Raw genomic sequence first — 17,426 nt, 5'->3', positions numbered from 1 at the left:
CTCCTTATTATAATTCATCTGAACCAAAATCATCAAAGTTTAACATATCGTCATTATCTTCAACGATTGAGTTTTCATCAAACATATTACCCTCGCCATCAGAATCTTCGTCTAGTACGAAACCTTCCATACCTTCGGAAGTCATAACATTATCTTCTTCAAGGGTTTCTTCGTTATTAGCAACTTCAGGAATATCATCATCAAAATGTTGCTTTAGGTCGATTTCATTCTTATCTTCGTCAAGTACCTTAACATCAAGAGCAAGTGACTGTAATTCCTTAATAAGAACCTTAAATGATTCAGGAATACCAGGAGTAGGAATGTTCTGACCCTTAACGATTGATTCGTAAGTTTTAACTCTACCAACAACATCATCAGACTTAACTGTTAGGATTTCCTGTAGAGTATAAGCAGCACCATAAGCTTCAAGTGCCCAAACTTCCATTTCACCGAAACGCTGACCACCGAACTGTGCTTTACCACCAAGTGGCTGTTGAGTAACTAGTGAGTATGGGCCTGTTGAACGAGCATGAATCTTATCATCAACAAGGTGATGCAACTTCAAGTAATACATATAACCAACGGTAACAGGGTTATCAAATCTTTCACCTGTACGGCCATCAACCAGCCATGTTTTACCGTCTTCGCTATAACCGGCATCTTTTAGACACTGGAAAATATCCTGTTCATGAGCACCGTCAAATACCGGTGTCATAATCTTCCAACCCAGAGCCTTAGCAGCATAACCTAGGTGAACTTCAAGAACCTGTCCGATGTTCATACGAGATGGAACACCTAGAGGGTTTAGAACAATGTCAAGTGGAGTACCGTCAGGTAGGAATGGCATATCTTCCTGAGGTAGAATTCTGGAAACAACACCCTTGTTACCATGACGACCTGCCATCTTATCACCAACAGATAGCTTTCTCTTCTGAGCTAGGTAAACTCTAACAACCTTGTTAACACCCGGTTGTAGTTCTGAAGCACTTTCTTCACGAGTAAATACCTTAACATCAACAACTATACCTGTTTCACCATGAGGTACTCTAAGTGAAGTATCTCTAACTTCTCTTGCCTTTTCACCGAAGATAGCTCTTAGTAGTCTTTCTTCAGCAGTTAGTTCAGTTTCACCCTTTGGAGTTACCTTACCAACAAGAATATCACCTGAACGAACTTCAGCACCGATGTGGATAATACCGTTTTCGTCAAGGTCCTTAAGCATATCTTCACCAACATTTGGAATGTCACGAGTGATTTCTTCAGGGCCTAGCTTTGTATCACGAGCTTCTGTTTCATGTTCTTCAATATGAATAGATGTGTACATATCTTCACGTACAATCTTTTCGTTAATTAGAACAGCATCTTCGTAGTTATAACCTTCCCAAGTCATAAATCCGATAAGTGCGTTCTTACCAAGAGCAAGTTCACCGTTGTCTGTAGCAGGACCATCAGCAAGAACTTCGCCCTTAACAACTCTTTGACCTCTGTCAACAACAGGAATCTGATTGATACAAGTACTCTGGTTAGAACGAAGGAACTTGATTACATCAAAGTTCTGAATTCTACCACTGTCATACTGAACACAAATCTTGTCAGCAGAAACAGAAAGTACAATACCGTCTTCTTCAGCAAGAATACAGTTACCTGAGTCAACACCGGCTTTGTATTCCATACCTGTACCAACGATAGGAGATTCTGTAACAAGTAGAGGCACAGCCTGACGCTGCATGTTAGCACCCATAAGAGCACGGTTTGCGTCATCGTTTTCTAGAAAAGGAATTAGAGATGTAGCAACAGAAACAACCATCTTAGGAGAAATATCCATAAAGTCGAATTCTTCAGGAGCAAGTTCTACAAATTCTTCTCTGCAACGACCAACAACCTTCTTGTTAACAAAACGGCCGTTTTCGTCAAGTGGTTCGTTAGCCTGAGCAACCTTGAAACCATCTTCAACATCAGCTGTCATATAAACAACTTCGTCAGTAACGATACCTGTTTCTTTATCAATCTTTCTATATGGAGCTTCAATGAAGCCGTATTCATTAATCTTTGCAAAAGTAGCTAAGTAAGAGATTAGACCGATGTTAGGACCTTCAGGAGTTTCGATAGGACACATACGACCATAGTGAGTATAGTGAACATCTCGAACTTCGAATGATGCACGGTCTCTTGAAAGACCACCCGGACCTAGGGCTGAAAGTCTTCTCTTATGTGTTAGTTCAGCAAGAGGGTTGTTCTGGTCCATAAACTGTGATAGAGGGGAACTACCGAAGAACTCTTTGATAGCTGCTGTTACAGGACGAATGTTAATTAGTGTATTTGGTGAAAGTGCCTCAGGGTCTTGAGCCTGAAGTGTCATTCTTTCACGGATAACTCTTTCAAGACGGCTAAAACCAATTCTAAACTGGTTCTGTAGTAGTTCACCTACGCAACGGATTCTTCTGTTAGCAAGGTGGTCAATGTCGTCTGTTACACCAATACCCTGTGCTAGGGAATTCATATAGTTAATAGTAGCAAATATATCATCAATAGTAATGTAGTTAGGGATTAGCTCTGCTTTGTTATCAATTAGAGCGTCCTTTAACTCTTCTTCTGTTTCACATTCTTCAAGAATTGGGAAAAGTACAGATGCTCTTACTTTTTCGTTAATACCACATTCTTTGTCAGCATCAAAGTCAACATAAGCATTAATGTCAACCATACCGTTTGAGATAACCTTTACAGGAATATCGTCATCGCTCTTAACATAAGCAAGTGTAACACCGGCATTTTCAATTTCAAAAGCCTTTTCTCTTGTGATAACTTCATCAGCAAGAGCCATAACTTCACCTGTTCTTGGGTTAGCAATAGGAGATGCTAACTTGTAACCTTCAAGACGGTGAGCAATACCAAGCTTTTTGTTGTACTTATATCTACCTACTCTTGACATATCATATCTTCTATCGTCAAAGAATAGATTTGATAGATGAGTCATAGCAGATTCAATTGTTGGAGGTTCAGATGGTCTTAGCTTTTTGTAAACTTCAATCAGACCTTCTGCAGCGTTAGTAGTAGTATCCTTTTCGATAGTAGCCTTCATCATATCGTTCATATCGAAGATATCAATGATTTCGCTATCCTTACCGATTACAGTAAGGTCAACATCTTCAAGGTTCCACTTTTCACCGTTCATTTCCTTTTCTTCTCTGTCTTTTAGCAAAGCTTCAAGACCGATTAATGAACGGATAAATACTGTTACAGGAATCTTTCTGTTCTTATCAATACGAACATAGAAAACATCGTTAATGTCGTTTTCGTATTCTAGCCAAGCACCACGGTTAGGAATAACAGTTGAGGAATAAAGTTCCTTACCTGTCTTATCACGGTCCATCTTGTAGTAAACACCAGGGCTTCTAACAAGCTGAGAAACAATAACTCTTTCTGCACCGTTGATAACGAATGTACCACTGTCTGTCATAAGAGGAAAATCACCCATGAATACATTAGATTCCTTGATTTCGCCTGTTTCCTTATTTAACAGTCTTGCAGTAACCCTAAGGGCTGCTGAATATGTGGCATCTCTTTCTTTACATTCAATAACTGAATAATTTGGCTTATCAACATCCAGCTCATAATCCATAAAGTCAAGAACAAGGTTACCTGTGTAATCAGTAATACCTGATACATCTTTAAAGACTTCCCTTAGTCCTTCTTCAAGGAACCACTGGTAAGACTTTCTCTGGATATCAAGAAGATGAGGCATCTGGATAACTTCATCAATCTTACCAAAGGACATTCTTTCGTTTCTGCCAAGCTTAACTGGTTTGACATCTACCACTTTAGTTCACTCCTTTTGTATATTTGCACTACTTTTATATAACTTTATTACTGAGAGTCGCTTTAAATATTACCACTTGACAAGTAAAAAAACTTGTGGTAATATTCACCCATAAGAAAGGCATACTAGCGATACTATCTCATAATATTATGCCGTACTATTATACACAAGAAGTTTTTGAATGTCAAGAGATTTTTGCAAAAAATGCGAAAATCTTTATTTTTTTAGAAAAATATGACCTTTGGGCTATTTTTAAGCTCAAAGGTCTTTTTTGTTGTACTGCTGTACGGTTAACTAAACACCCGTTACAGTTGTTAGTTTTAAATAATTAATTTTACAATAATTTTTACTGTTTATTCTTCAAAGCCAAACATAGCTTTCTGCTGAGAGGAATAAATTGAAAGGTTTCCGTTTACTATATATGCAATTATACAAACTATAGCTATAGGCAAAACATTGGCTACACCAAAAACCTCTACCCCTAAAAGTATAGGTGCAATTAAAGTATTTGTTGCACTGCCAAATACTGCAACATATCCAATAGCTCCACACACAATTGGGGAAATACCAAATAAATTACCCAGCACAACTCCAAGTGTTGCACCTATTGAAAATAAAGGTGTAACCTCACCACCTTGGAAACCTATAGCCAAGGTTACGATAGTCAGCAGTAGCTTTACAATAAAATCATAGTAATGAACTTCCCCACCACTAAATGATGCTGAAATCAGATTTGTACCAAGTCCACTATATCTGCCACCATAGAAGAAAATTAAAATTATTGCCAGTGGAACAGAAACTACACCTATTCTCACATATGGATTCTTGATTTTATTTTTCATAAAGTCCTTTGACTTTTGTAGTAGATAAGAAAACAATCTACCTACTAGCCCAAAAGCAATACCCATTATCACTAGGAAAATTATCACTTTGTAATCTGTTAGATCAAGGGTATCTGTAACATTAACTGAGAATTTCTCCAGTCCTAAAGTATGAGAAGTTATACAAGCAACTATTGATGCAATAAAAGCCGGTAGTAATGCTTCATACTCCAAATATCCGGCAACAATAACTTCAAGTGCAAAGAAAACTGCACCTAATGGTGTCTGAAACAATCCACCAAAACCTGCTGACATACCGGTAATAAGCAACACTCTCTCATTATTAGAAAAGTGAAACTTTCTACCTATTCTATGGGATAAGGTTGCACCGATTTGTACTGCAACACCTTCCCTACCGGCACTACCACCAAACAAATGGGTAATCCAAGTGCCTATCATTACAAGTGGCACTAATGGTAAGGGTATTGAATTTCTCTTACTTTGACCTGTTTCAAAAACAAGTGACATACCCTTTAGGCTAACTGCACTAAACTTATTGTACATCCAGGTAATTAATAGTCCGGCTAATGGCAAAAAGGGTAATAGGAAAAGATAATAGTCTGTTCTAAAATCTGTAATAGCTATTAACACTCTGCCAAACAAAGTATCAATTGCACCAACCAATACACCTATCACCACACCAAAGGCTATGTATTTTAGTACAGTAAATGATTTCTTCTTAAAATTCTCCACAATATTCCTCCTTACACGAAAAAAAGCTGATAACCCTGCAAAATGCAGAAGTCATCAGCTTAAAAAGCAGTTTAAGTAATAATTACTAAGGGAGACATTCATTCCCTAGGTGCTATTATATTATCTTTCAGTAATATTGTCAAGATTTATAGACAACTATCTACAAATGCCCTAAAAATCATTCTGCTGTACTTATCGGTAGTATAAGAAAATTCAGGATGCCATTGTACTGCCCACACAAACTTTTTACCGGGCATATACACACTTTCAACCAAATTATCAGTAGCATATGCCATAGGCTTTAAGTTATCGGCAAGTTTCTTTACTCCTTGATGATGATAACTGTTCACCGGTAGGTTATCAGTTTTCAAAAGATTTTGTAACGGAGAACCTTTAACTAAATTTACAATGTGACTGGGTTTTCCATATGGTGGCTTTTGTTTGTGGAAAACTTTTGTCTTTGTTTCAGCTATTAAGTCCTGATAAATTGTACCACCTAAATAAGCATTAAAAAACTGAATACCTCTACAAATGCCTAAAGCTGATTTATCATTTTCCAAAACTTTTGCAAATAGAATTTTCTCCATAGTATCTCTTTCTTCACACACTTCACCACATAAACTTGACTTATCTTCACTATACAAACTAGGCGAAATATCTTGACCACCTGTAAACAGAAATCCATCACACATATTTACCAATGTATCTATATCAGCTTTATTACAAGTAAGTGGCAACATTATTGGAATACCACCATTTACTTCAATACCTTTCATATATCCCGGTACTAGCCAATAACTCTCCCTTTGAATATCAACCAGTGGTGTTACACCGATTATAGGTTTCTTCATAAAAATCTCTCCTTATACAAAAAGAGACTTTCCATTACGGAAAGCCTCTTTGCTTTATTCACTGTATATTCTGTTTAGGTAGTTAAACATATTTTCGTTTAACATATTTTCGATTTCTTCCGGATTATCCGGAATACAAATTATCGTTTGTTTTCCTGACCTTAGAATATATCCGTCAAAATCTCCAACTTCATTCTTTAGCCTTTTAGGAATGATATTTGTTGAGGAATTTGCAAGTGCTTTAGACAGTACATTTGAAATTGCTCTAACATCATTATCCCTTAACCCACCAACAACAAAGATTAGATTCACACAATTTAGTGCATCTGTCAGTTGCATACCTAAACTATCAGGTGTAGTAGAAGCAGTAACAGAATTTAGCTGATAAATAGTAGTGGCAAAAAGCTCTTTTATCTTCTTTTCACACAATGCAGTTTTCTTTGCAAGATAAAAAATTAAATCGCATTTCATAGTTATCAATCCTCTTCTATTTCTTCTGTTGCCGGTTCAGTAGTATGTGTTGTAGTTGGTACAGTTGTCTTAGGTACTGTAGTTGGCTTTGGCTTTGTTGGTTTTGGTGTAGTTGGCTTTGGTTTATGCTGAGGTATCCTTACCTTAGCATAAATCGGCTTAATTACAAGGTTACTGTTTACACGGTTAAATCTATTGCTCCACCTTACAAACTTATATCTATAGTACCTTGTAGATGCTTTTGATGGTGCTTTCGGTGCAGAGGCACTATGACCTTTCTCCACTCTTTGAAGTTTAATAGTCTTACCGTTTGCATTTACAAATTTAACTGTATAGTAAACCTTTCTTGGTCTTGTAGTACTTGGTTTAGTAGCTTTTGTGGTGGATGTTTTTGTAGTAGGTTTAGTTGTTGATGTTGAAGAAGTTTTCTTTGTGCTGGAACTTGGTTTCTTAGTTGTAGTAGAAGTTCTGTCAATAACATACTTACCACCTGTTAACTTTTGATTACCTCTTAGGTTACCCTTACCGTCATACCAAGAAATAGTACCTTTCTTTAGTTCTGTTCTAAAGGAAGTTAGCTTTGGCTGAGTCCCACCAAAACGATAATAATAACTTGATGGGAAATAAGGATTTTTGTTCTTTACTGCTGAAGAAACATTTACCTTTTCACTTTCGCCTTTTCTGACTTTTCTTCCTACCACAACAGTTCTGTAATTTTCGTGAACCTCATAGGAACAAGTTGATAAGGTTACAAGTGTATCATTTTCGTTTATATCAACAGGTGTATCTATAAGTGATCTAGCCTTTATGTTATACACATAGTTCATAAATTCTGCATCACTTGTAAAGTCACCTTGTAGATAGTTAAAGAAATCTTTTTCGTTTTTATCACCGGTAGTTTTGTAAACAGAAATAATCTTGTAAACTTCATCACCGTCATCCGGTGTTGTAACTGTAAAGGTAGGACTTTTCTTGTAGAAATTCATATCAATAGAGGTTTTGCCGTACTTCAATAGGTTGGCAAACATACTACCATCCATCATATGATGTCCATGCATAATAACATTCTTACTCTTTACACCTTGTTGACTTCTAAAGTCAATAAATATACTACCGTATTGAGAATAGTTCTTTTCATAGTTATTGTACAAATAATACTGACTATGTAAAGTGTCCTCTTTATGATAAAGTACAGGATAATCAATATTTGTATGTGGTACATTTATCCATGCTACAATTTCACTGTTGATGTTTTGTAGTTTTTTAAAATTTCTTACCTTTTCTTTTTCAGAAACTTTCTTTGTTGTGTCACCATCATAGTAGATAGACTGAATTTCTGACTGAATAGCAGTATTCTCAACTGACTTATAAACATTGTTATAAAGTAAGAACACACCTGCAACTACAAAAGCCACAACTGCAACATTCTGAATAGTCTTACGGATTACTTCATTCTTGTTATCTACCTTTAGTGGAATGTGGTTCTTAATAAATTTATTAATGCCACTGTCGTAATTCTTAACTATGTACTGTTGTTGTAGCTTTTTCTCAGCTAAGAACTTTTCACCTTTTAAAATAACTTCATCACTTACATTAACAAAAGCAAAGAAGTCGATTTTTTGGGTACTAAAGCAGAAATAATCCACATCAAGATAAACAGGAATTTTCTTTTTGTTATAGGTTTTGCCCTTTAAATATTTCCAATAATTTTTAGCATAACTTAAAGCAGTTTTTGCTTTAGGTTTAAACTTTGCAAGGGCTATTTCTAACTTTGAAACATCCTTTTTCTTGAGAAGTTCTTTGTCCTTTTCAGAAATATCAAAGTGCTTACCTTGTACCTTTTCTTTCTCAGGAAGCCCCTCTTTATCTTTGTTCAGTTGTTTCTCAAGATATGCAATAGTGTCTGCATAAGTTGTTCTGAACTTTCTTTCTGTATCTGAAGAACCACAAGTAATGATTTCTGTTACATCACTGTTTTTCTGCAACTCAAGAACAGCTTTCTTTAAAAGTTTTGGATTCACTTCATAAGTTTTGTCCACACTTTCCAAGTCAGTTGGCACTTCTTTTAATACAGAAGTTTTTCTATTAACTTGTATATCTTCTTTTAGTAGCAGAAGTATCTTCATTTTCCTCATCCTTATGGATTAATGTGAGTAACTTTTAGGTTATTTAATGATGTTTCGATTAATTCATCAAAATTAGCTTTTTCTTGTGCATCCTTAACTCTCTTTAGTACAGGCTTTGTACGAGGATGCTTTGGTGTAAATACTGTACAACAGTCTTCATATGGTTCAATTGATGTTTCAAATGTATCAATCTTACGAGAAATTTGGATAATTTCTTCCTTATCCATACCGATTAATGGACGGAATACAACCATATCTGTTGCTTCATCAGTAGTAACAATTGCTTGCATTGTTTGGGATGCAACCTGACCTAAACTTTCACCTGTAATTAGGCAACTGCTCTTTGTATCCTTTGCAATTCTTTCGGACATTTGCATCATAAGTCTTCTCATAATAATTGTGAAAAGTTCTTCAGGACAATTGTTCTTGATTCTTTCTTGAATTTCTGTAAATGGTACTGTGTACATTGTGATTTCACCGGCATAAGCAGAAACCTTCTTTAGTAGTCTGACTACCTTGTCCTCTGCTCTCTGTGAAGTATATGGAGGTGAAGCAAAATGTACTGCATTTAGTCTTAGACCTCTCTTAGCCATCATCCAAGCAGCTACAGGGGAATCAATACCACCACTGATTAGAATTGTACCGTTGCCACTTGTGCCAACAGGTACACCACCTGCACCCTTAACAACTCCTGCATGAATATATGCACCAAAGTCACGAATTTCAACAGTAACTTGAACATCAGGGTTGTGTACATCAACTGATAGATGGTTAAAGTGCTTTAGGATAATTCCACCCATTTCACGAGAAATTTCAGGTGACTTTAGAGGGAACTTTTTGTCACTACGCTTAGCTTCAACTTTAAAAGTATTGGCAGTATCAAGATAATCAGCTAGGTACTCAACTGCAACCTCAGAAATACTTTCCATTGTCTTTTCTGCTACTGCTGCTCTATGGAATGCAACAATACCAAAAACCTTGCTGATTCTGTCACAAATATCCTCAATATCAGCATCATCATAAACAGGTTCAACATAAATTGTTGATTGAGCTGAAATAACCTTACATTCATCTCCACCATCAAGTGCTGATTTAATATTCTTAATTAGCTTACTTTCAAAGCTTTTTCTATTTAAACCTTTTAGGATAATTTCTCCAACTTTAATTAAAACAATTTCTTTCATATTATCTCTCAACTTTATTTAAATTTTACCAGTTCTTTCAAACCGTTTTTTATACCCATTACTAAAGCATCAACATCTTCTTTAGTGTTACTTTCACAAAAGCTGATTCTTAGTGCAGAGTTGATTCTATCGGCACTGTAACCATAAGCAGAAAGCACATGGCTAAGTTCACCTTTGTGACAAGCAGAACCTGAACTAATACACACATCATACTTATCGGCAAGATATGTTAACATTGTCTGACTCATAACACAATTTGTTGACACATTTATAACATATGGAAAGTCTGTACTATTAACAGTTAAGCCATCAATATCACCTAACTGTTCCATACAGTAGGAATGTAGTTCCTTGACTTTCTCATAATTTTTATGAACATTAAATTTTTCTACTGCATTTGCAAATGCACCAATCAAAGGCAAAGCCTCTGTACCGGGTCTTACTTTATTTTCTTGCATACCACCATAAGTATTTGGTACAAGTCGTGTACCCTTCTTCACATACAAAGCACCCACACCCTTAGGTCCATGTACTTTGTGAGAAGAAACTGTTAGCAAATCACAACCGATTTTCTTTACCTTACAATTTAGCTTTCCATAGCCTTGAACAAAGTCAGTATGGAAAACAGCCTTGGAATTATTTTTCTTAATAATTGAAGGTATCTTTTCTGTAGGTGTTACAAGCCCTGTTTCGTTATTAACTGTCATAACAGACACAAGGATAGTATCCTTATCAATTTCCTTTTCTAAAGCAGAAAGTGGAATCACACCATTCTCAGGCTTAATATAAACAACATTAAAGCCTCTTTCTTCAAGGACTTTCATTGTTTCCAAAACTGATGGGTGTTCAATAGCTGTTGTGACAATTTTATTGCCATTTCTCTTTTTAGCATTTACAGTACCCATAACTGCAAGGTTATTGGCTTCTGTACCACCGGAAGTAAAATAAATTTCCTTTGGTTCAGCACCAACAGACTTTGCAATAACTTCTCTTGCATTATCAAGTACAAGAGATGCATCATAGCCCATTTTATGCAATGAGCTGGGATTACCGTAATTTTTTGTCATAATGTCATAAGCAACTTTTGCTGAGTCCTGATAGACACAAGTAGTTGCACTGTTATCTAAATAATGCATTTTCATTCCTCTTCATAGTTATACAAGGATATTATACAACAAAAATTTAACAAATGAAATAGCAAAATAAAATTTCATAACATTACATTTATTGGATAAAATAAATTTAGGTGATAATATGATTTCAAACAAAGAATATAGTAAACTTGTAAAGAAATATAGCCACAACAGTCCTATCATAAAGGATTGTTTCAATGCATTTTGGATTGGTGGGCTAATCTGTGCTATTGGTCAAGGCTTTCAAAACCTATATGAATATTTAGGAATGAACAAGGATAATGCCGGTACACTTGTATCTATTACATTAATATTCATAGGAATACTTATAACTTTTATTGGCTGGTATGACAACATTGCAAAAATAGGTGGTGCCGGTACACTTGTACCTATTACCGGTTTTGCAAACTCTATTGCCTCTCCTGCTATTGAATTTAAAAGTGAAGGTCTTGTGCTAGGCTTAGGTGTTAAAATGTTTATCATTGCCGGTCCTGTGTTAGTCTATGGTATCTCAGCATCTGTAGTTTGTGGCCTTGTACTTCAAATTCTTTCCCTATTCGGAATAAAGCCGTTGTAATTATTGTTGCTTATTTTAAATCGTTACCCATATTAATTTGATATTGTTCTTTATTTTATTAGATTTCCTATTTTTGAAATAGTCACAATAATGTGAAATAATAAAAATATAATACATTTAATTATGTAATTAATTAGAATCATATATAATTAAAACAACATAAAAAGATAAAGACCTACAATTTATCCATTGTAGGTCTTATTATAAAATATTAATTTGTTGGCTTTGTGTTGATTATAAGAATTTTTTAATTTTTTGTTGGTAAAGGTGAGTTAGATAAATTAGGGTTTGTAGTGCTAGATGTAAAGTATTAAATTTCAGCAAATAAGGCTCCCTTGTGTAAAGGGAGCTGTCGCTCGTAAATTGGAAGAATGACAATTTACTCTTAAAGAGCGACTGAGGGATTGTTATGGTACATACTTTTTAATATATCAGTTTTATTCGATAGATATATAATAGGTTTTGTTTTCCTATCTAAATTTTATCTATCTATTACTGCCTACTAGACAATCCTTCCACCACTTCGTGGTCCCCCTCCCTTTACACAAGGGAGACTGGTTAGTCTCTGCTAATTCTAAATATCTACCACAAAACAAGCTGAATTCTAACTCTACAAACCCAAATTTGTAGTACTTGTCACTATTTTGCTGGATATAAAAAAATACGGATACCAAACGGTATCCGTAATAATAGTATATATTACTTTTTATTTGTCTATTAATTTCTTCTTACTTTATCGGTGACATACTTTCTTCTTGCACTACTGCCTACCTCGCTTTATTAGCACAAATACGAAAGGATAGGAGCATCTACGCTCTCCCTAAAAACAGTCCACCGGACTGTTTTCTTAACTCCAAGTACAACATGGTCGTTTAGCGTTGTGCATAAATGCACTGCCTCAAACTCCCTGTTGTAGCTCTTCCTCGAACTCCTTTCATCTGCCACCGGCAGCAGTCGTTCTCGTCACCTTCAACTCCTGTCACTCTATTGTTGGATAATAAAAAAACAAGGATTCCTAATGGAATCCGTAATAATAGTATATATTACTTTTTATTTGTCTATTAATTTCTTCTTACTTTATCGGTGACATACTTTCTTCTTGCACTACTGCCTACCTCGCTTTATAAGCACAAATACGAAAGGATAAAGGCATCTACGCTCTCCCTAAAAACAGTCCACCGGACTGTTTTCTTAACTCCAAGTACAACATGGTCGTTTAGCGTTGTGCATAAATGCACTGCCTCAAACTCCCTGTTGTAGCTCTTCCTCGAACTCCTTTCATCTGCCACCGGCAGCAGTCGTTCTCGTCACCTTCAACTCCTGTCACTCTATTGTTGGATAATAAAAAAACAAGGATTCCTAATGGAATCCGTAATAATAGTATATATTACTTTTTATTTGTCTATTAATTTCTTCTTACTTTATCGGTGACATACTTTCTTCTTGCACTACTGCCTACCTCGCTTTATTAGCACAAATACGAAAGGATAGAAGCATCTACGCTCTCCCTAAAAACAGTCCACCGGACTGTTTTCTTAACTCCAAGTACAACATGGTCGTTTAGCGTTGTGCATAAATGCACTGCCTCAAACTCCCTGTTGTAGCTCTTCCTCGAACTCCTTTCATCTGCCACCGGCAGCAGTCGTTCTCGTCACCTTCAACTCCTGTCACTCTATTGTTGGATAATAAAAAAACAAGGATTCCTAATGGAATCCTTGTTTTTTATGGTCGAGGTGACAGGAGTTGAACCTGCGGCATCTTGGTCCCAAACCAAGCACTCTACCAAACTGAGTTACACCTCGAAGTGCCTCATCTCTAACGCTCGTTTATTATATCCTATATAAACTTAAATGTCAACACTTTTTTAAAATTTTTTTAAAATTATTTTTTCTTTGTGTTAAGTGGGCTAAAAGTCTCCTTAACCTTTAGCCCATTTCTATTTTATTTATTCAAAGGTCTTACGAATGTTTTAAAAATATTCTTTGCATCTTTAGAGTCAATTCCATTTTCCAAAGCATACTGCAAGGTTTCTCTATCCTTTTCCCAATCATCAGGGTTGTTGCTTATGAAAAATAATCTTAACTGTAAATTGCCATCATCAAGAACAGAATATCTATATAGATAAGTAAAGATATTTTGTTCTTCTTCCATTTTTAGAAATGGTGCAATATTTATTTCTTCCGGTACTTCATTACTGTCTGCCTCTTGTAACTTTAGGGCAAATTCTTCATCAAGGTATTTTTCACAAACATCTTTTTCATAACCTAAAATTTCAAGTCTGCGGCCTGCCTCTACTCTTTGTAAATTGTTCAAATTATTATCCATTATTACCTCTCACAAAAAACTAAATATCTATCAAAACCACCACTACCGTTGGATATACAAGTCATAAGGATAATCATATCCTTATCTTTATGAATAAATATGTCACCGGCTTGATTTGGCTTTATAATCTTCGTATCTGTTACCTTATATGTAATCTTTGACCAATAGGTTCTTACCTTTACTTTATCCCCAATATTAAGTTGCCTAATATTGTCAAAGAAAATTCTTCCTACATAACCTGTATGACCGGCAAGAACTGCATTTGTATCTTTGCCACCTATAGGTAATGAAGTGTATGTTAAATGAGCTGCACCATAGTTTAGGTGATTTCTGGCAGTACCTAAATATATAGGCAGTTTCATATCAATAGTAGGTGCTTCTAAGTAACCATACACACCATCAAATATTCCATATTTACTTAGCTTTAGGCTAGGCTCTACATATGAAAGTGAACTTGTCAGTTTTTCTCTCTGATGTTTTTTAAGCATATTATTGTACTTAATGCTATCTTCCTTAAGTCTTTTAATGTCAACATCATAAACAACTTGTGTACCATCAGATAGGCAACCGTTACTATCGACTTCACCTTTTTTCTTAGCATCAGCATAAGAGCCTTTTCTTGGGTGATTTGCCCTAGTTTCAAAGTCATCAGAAATACCCTTAGCTACATACTTACCATAAGTATTTGATACAGGTGGAAACAGTACAAGACCTATTCCTGTAACAAGAAAGATTGTAGCAATAATTGTTAGAACTCTACGAACTTTTTTACTTTTCATGAGACTCTACCTTCTTTTCGGAATTATCATCAATATGCTTTAAAGAAGATTTTTTCTTATTCTTTCTAACTGCAATTAAAACAATAATCACAACTAAAAGAACAAACCCACCAATAACTGCACCGGCAGCCCAATAAGGGATTTTGTAACCTAAGAAGTAGAAACACTTTTCAAATGGTGCTTGTTTTACTACTTTATTTTTCGCCACTTCTTCCGGTACATACTTTGTACGAACACCTCTTACAAGAAGTCTGTGGGTATTAATACCATAGGGTGTACAAGTTAAAAGTGTTACATGATCCTCACCGGGAATAATTCTAAGGTCATTTGTATCTTCAGGAAGAACAACTTTGATTTGGTCAACCTTATAGGCTAAAGTTTTATCAAGTACCTTTATGTAGAAAATATCCCCCTTAACAAGGTCAGTTAAGTTATCAAAGAAAGTTTGGTCAGGAAAGCCTGTATGAGCAGAAATAACTGCATGGGTACTTTTACCACCAATAGGCATTGAAGTGTTCTGCAAGTGACCTGCACCTTTTTCCAGCACCTTTTTACTGGAACCATGATAAATAGGTAAATTAACATCAATTCTAGGTACAACAACATAACCGATAAGACCTTTGCCATCAACATTAAGCACATCATTATAATGAGCACCTATAGCCTTATATGCTTCTTCGTCAAATGGGTCGGTGATAATTGAGGTTTGTGTTAAGCTATGATTATACTTTTTAGCAGATTTAAATAATCTGGAATAATCCTTTTTATCAAGTTTCTTAACAGTTTCGGTATAGTCATTCATACCGTCCTTAAACTTAGAATTGTTAATCATGGAACTAACAAGAGGGTAACTCATTATTCCAAGACCAATTATAAATATCAAAATTATTGCTATTATCGGAAGTTTCTTTTTCATAAACATTGTCCTTATTTCTTAATAATACAATTATAAAATATACCTAAAATTATTGCAACACAAAAAATATTGGGATGTAGTCACCCACATCCCAATTAGAAAAATTACATATATCAAATAAAGTTTTAACGATTATTTGTTTATATTAAAATTACTTAGAAGTTTTCTTTCTCTTTAGAACTACAAACATTACACCTGCAAGAACGATTAGAGAAGCACCACAAATTGTGAATAGAGTTGTACCCATACCACCTGTCTTAGGAACTGTAATCTTTACATTCTTAACTGTCTTTGTAACGAAAGCGAAAGTATTATTGTCACCTGCATTTGTTAGACCTGTTAGTTCATACTGAGCATCATTTGCACCGGCATTTGTCTTCTGAGTAATTGTAGGAGTTACTTTGATTTCTGTCCAAGCTGCATCACCTGTTGGTAGAACATAACCTTCCGGAGCAACTGTTTCTTTTACATAATATGTACCCTTAGCTAATAGGCTTGAAAAAACAATCTCACCCTTTGCATCAGTTTCTCCTGTTTCAATCACTTTTGACTTTGCTTCATTATATAGTTCAAATGTTGCACCCTTAAGCTTTTTGTTAGAATCACTAGCATCTGCCTTAACTAACTGTAGCTTAAATGTAAATACCTGTACTGTTGGACCAGGTTCAACGATTTCTGTATCGTCATTAGCGTAGTCTAGAGAAACCTTGTTGTCATTTGAAGTCTTACCTACTGTTGCATTTTCATTAACTGTAGCATTAAATACAACTACCATCTTCTTGCCAGCATCATAAATGTTCTTTACATAACCATCTGTATCAGCCTTGAATTTAACTGCAAATGTATATTCTGTATCCTTAGCTGTGAAAGGTGCATCTACTGTATAATCAGCAGCATCTACTAGGTCAGCAGCACTTAGTGAAGAAGCATCAGTTGTGTAGTAAACCTTAACAGAATTCTTGTTAAATGATAGACCTGCATCCATCTTATCAGCGATAGCATACTTCTTTAGTTTTGAAGTAGCAGAACCGGGAACATTAGCTTCTAGCTTAAATTCAACTGTGCTACCTAAACCGGCTGTAGCATACTTAGCGTTTACATCTGTGTTATCAACCTTAGTGATTGTCTTGTCAAGAACGATGTCCTTTGTGCTAACCTTAGAAGCTAGATCAATATCATCATTCTTAACCCAAGACTTTGTATCAGCATCATACTTAGGTGTTGTTACAATTGAGTCAGCAATCTTTGTAGCTGTACCCTTAGCAACCGGGTGAATGTAATAGATACCGGCTGTTAGGTCTGTGTATGTAACAGAATCTGTTGTAGCATCCCAAGTCTTAACAGCAGAACCTAGGCTTGCTAGGTTGCTCTTACAAGCGTTGATTAGAGCTGTTGTGTTAGCATCTGTACCTTCAGCTTCAACAGCTGTTTTAACAGCAGTAGGTAGACCTGCAACTGTTGTAACTGCGCCTGTTGATGTAGTAATATCAGCAAGCTTGTAAATGTCAAACTTAAACTTGCCTACAACTGATGAGTCACTTAGTTTAAAAGTAACATCTGTTGATGCATCTCTTGCTGCACTGGCACTAAATGGAATCATAAGTGCTAGAGTTGCAACTACAAGAAGAGCTGCAAAAATTTTCTTAATTGATTTTGTCATTTTTCATCTTCTC

12 protein-coding genes, 1 tRNA gene and 1 riboswitch are annotated in these 17,426 nt (G+C 35.5%); of the genes, 1 reads left to right on the top strand and 12 read right to left on the bottom strand.

Annotated features, from left to right (window positions below; translation table 11 throughout):
- Positions 1-7 precede the first annotated feature (7 nt).
- The 7 genes from rpoB to E5Z56_RS06460 form a co-directional block, all read right to left on the bottom strand.
- Entirely contained in the window at positions 8-3,817 is a 3,810-nt protein-coding gene (gene rpoB, locus E5Z56_RS06490; RefSeq protein WP_138157099.1) for a DNA-directed RNA polymerase subunit beta, read from the bottom strand.
- Between the two features lie 353 nt (positions 3,818-4,170).
- A complete protein-coding gene (locus tag E5Z56_RS06485) occupies positions 4,171-5,391 on the bottom strand; it encodes a chloride channel protein (protein WP_138157098.1) in 1,221 nt (406 codons plus the stop codon).
- A gap of 38 nt (positions 5,392-5,429) precedes the next feature.
- A riboswitch (Fluoride riboswitch) is annotated at positions 5,430-5,506 on the bottom strand.
- Positions 5,507-5,537: 31 nt separating this feature from the next.
- Positions 5,538-6,242: a gamma-glutamyl-gamma-aminobutyrate hydrolase family protein gene (locus E5Z56_RS06480; protein WP_138157097.1), complete on the bottom strand. Its 705-nt coding sequence runs from the start codon at positions 6,240-6,242 to the stop codon at positions 5,538-5,540.
- A 54-nt stretch (positions 6,243-6,296) separates the two neighbouring features.
- Positions 6,297-6,713 carry a hypothetical protein gene (locus tag E5Z56_RS06475; protein WP_138157096.1) on the bottom strand — a complete coding sequence of 139 codons (417 nt, stop codon included), beginning with the start codon at positions 6,711-6,713 and terminating at the stop codon, positions 6,297-6,299.
- Positions 6,714-6,718: 5 nt separating this feature from the next.
- Positions 6,719-8,839 (bottom strand): class B sortase, encoded by a 2,121-nt coding sequence (srtB, locus tag E5Z56_RS06470; RefSeq protein ID WP_175405402.1) that lies wholly within the window; start codon positions 8,837-8,839, stop codon positions 6,719-6,721.
- Between the two features lie 11 nt (positions 8,840-8,850).
- Entirely contained in the window at positions 8,851-10,023 is a 1,173-nt protein-coding gene (gene thiI, locus E5Z56_RS06465) for a tRNA uracil 4-sulfurtransferase ThiI (protein ID WP_138157094.1), read from the bottom strand.
- A gap of 14 nt (positions 10,024-10,037) precedes the next feature.
- Entirely contained in the window at positions 10,038-11,159 is a 1,122-nt protein-coding gene (locus E5Z56_RS06460; RefSeq protein ID WP_138157093.1) for a cysteine desulfurase family protein, read from the bottom strand.
- Between the two features lie 118 nt (positions 11,160-11,277).
- Here E5Z56_RS06460 and spoVAC point away from each other — a divergent pair, with 118 nt between their 5' ends.
- Positions 11,278-11,733: a stage V sporulation protein AC gene (gene spoVAC / locus E5Z56_RS06455; protein WP_138157092.1), complete on the top strand. Its 456-nt coding sequence runs from the start codon at positions 11,278-11,280 to the stop codon at positions 11,731-11,733.
- A 1,725-nt stretch (positions 11,734-13,458) separates the two neighbouring features.
- On the opposite strand, the gene E5Z56_RS06450 is transcribed toward spoVAC, so the two are convergent.
- The 5 genes from E5Z56_RS06450 to E5Z56_RS06430 form a co-directional block, all read right to left on the bottom strand.
- Positions 13,459-13,535: transfer RNA gene (locus tag E5Z56_RS06450), tRNA-Pro, on the bottom strand.
- Between the two features lie 139 nt (positions 13,536-13,674).
- The gene (locus E5Z56_RS06445) at positions 13,675-14,058 is read right to left on the bottom strand and encodes a hypothetical protein (RefSeq protein WP_022505416.1); all 384 of its coding nucleotides are present in this window, start codon (positions 14,056-14,058) and stop codon (positions 13,675-13,677) included.
- 2 nt (positions 14,059-14,060) lie between these two features.
- Positions 14,061-14,837, bottom strand: coding sequence for a class C sortase (locus tag E5Z56_RS06440; RefSeq protein WP_138157091.1), 777 nt, complete (start codon positions 14,835-14,837; stop codon positions 14,061-14,063).
- A complete protein-coding gene (locus E5Z56_RS06435) occupies positions 14,827-15,753 on the bottom strand; it encodes a class C sortase (protein WP_232842411.1) in 927 nt (308 codons plus the stop codon). Before E5Z56_RS06435 ends, E5Z56_RS06440 begins: the two co-directional genes overlap by 11 nt.
- Positions 15,754-15,904: 151 nt before the next feature.
- Positions 15,905-17,413, bottom strand: coding sequence for a SpaH/EbpB family LPXTG-anchored major pilin (locus E5Z56_RS06430; protein WP_138157089.1), 1,509 nt, complete (start codon positions 17,411-17,413; stop codon positions 15,905-15,907).
- Positions 17,414-17,426: the final 13 nt, after the last annotated feature.

Source organism: Ruminococcus bovis (assembly GCF_005601135.1).
Classification (GTDB): domain Bacteria; phylum Bacillota; class Clostridia; order Oscillospirales; family Acutalibacteraceae; genus Ruminococcoides; species Ruminococcoides bovis.
The sequence above is the reverse complement of the archived record's forward strand: the minus strand, read 5'-3'. Positions and strand labels throughout refer to the sequence as shown.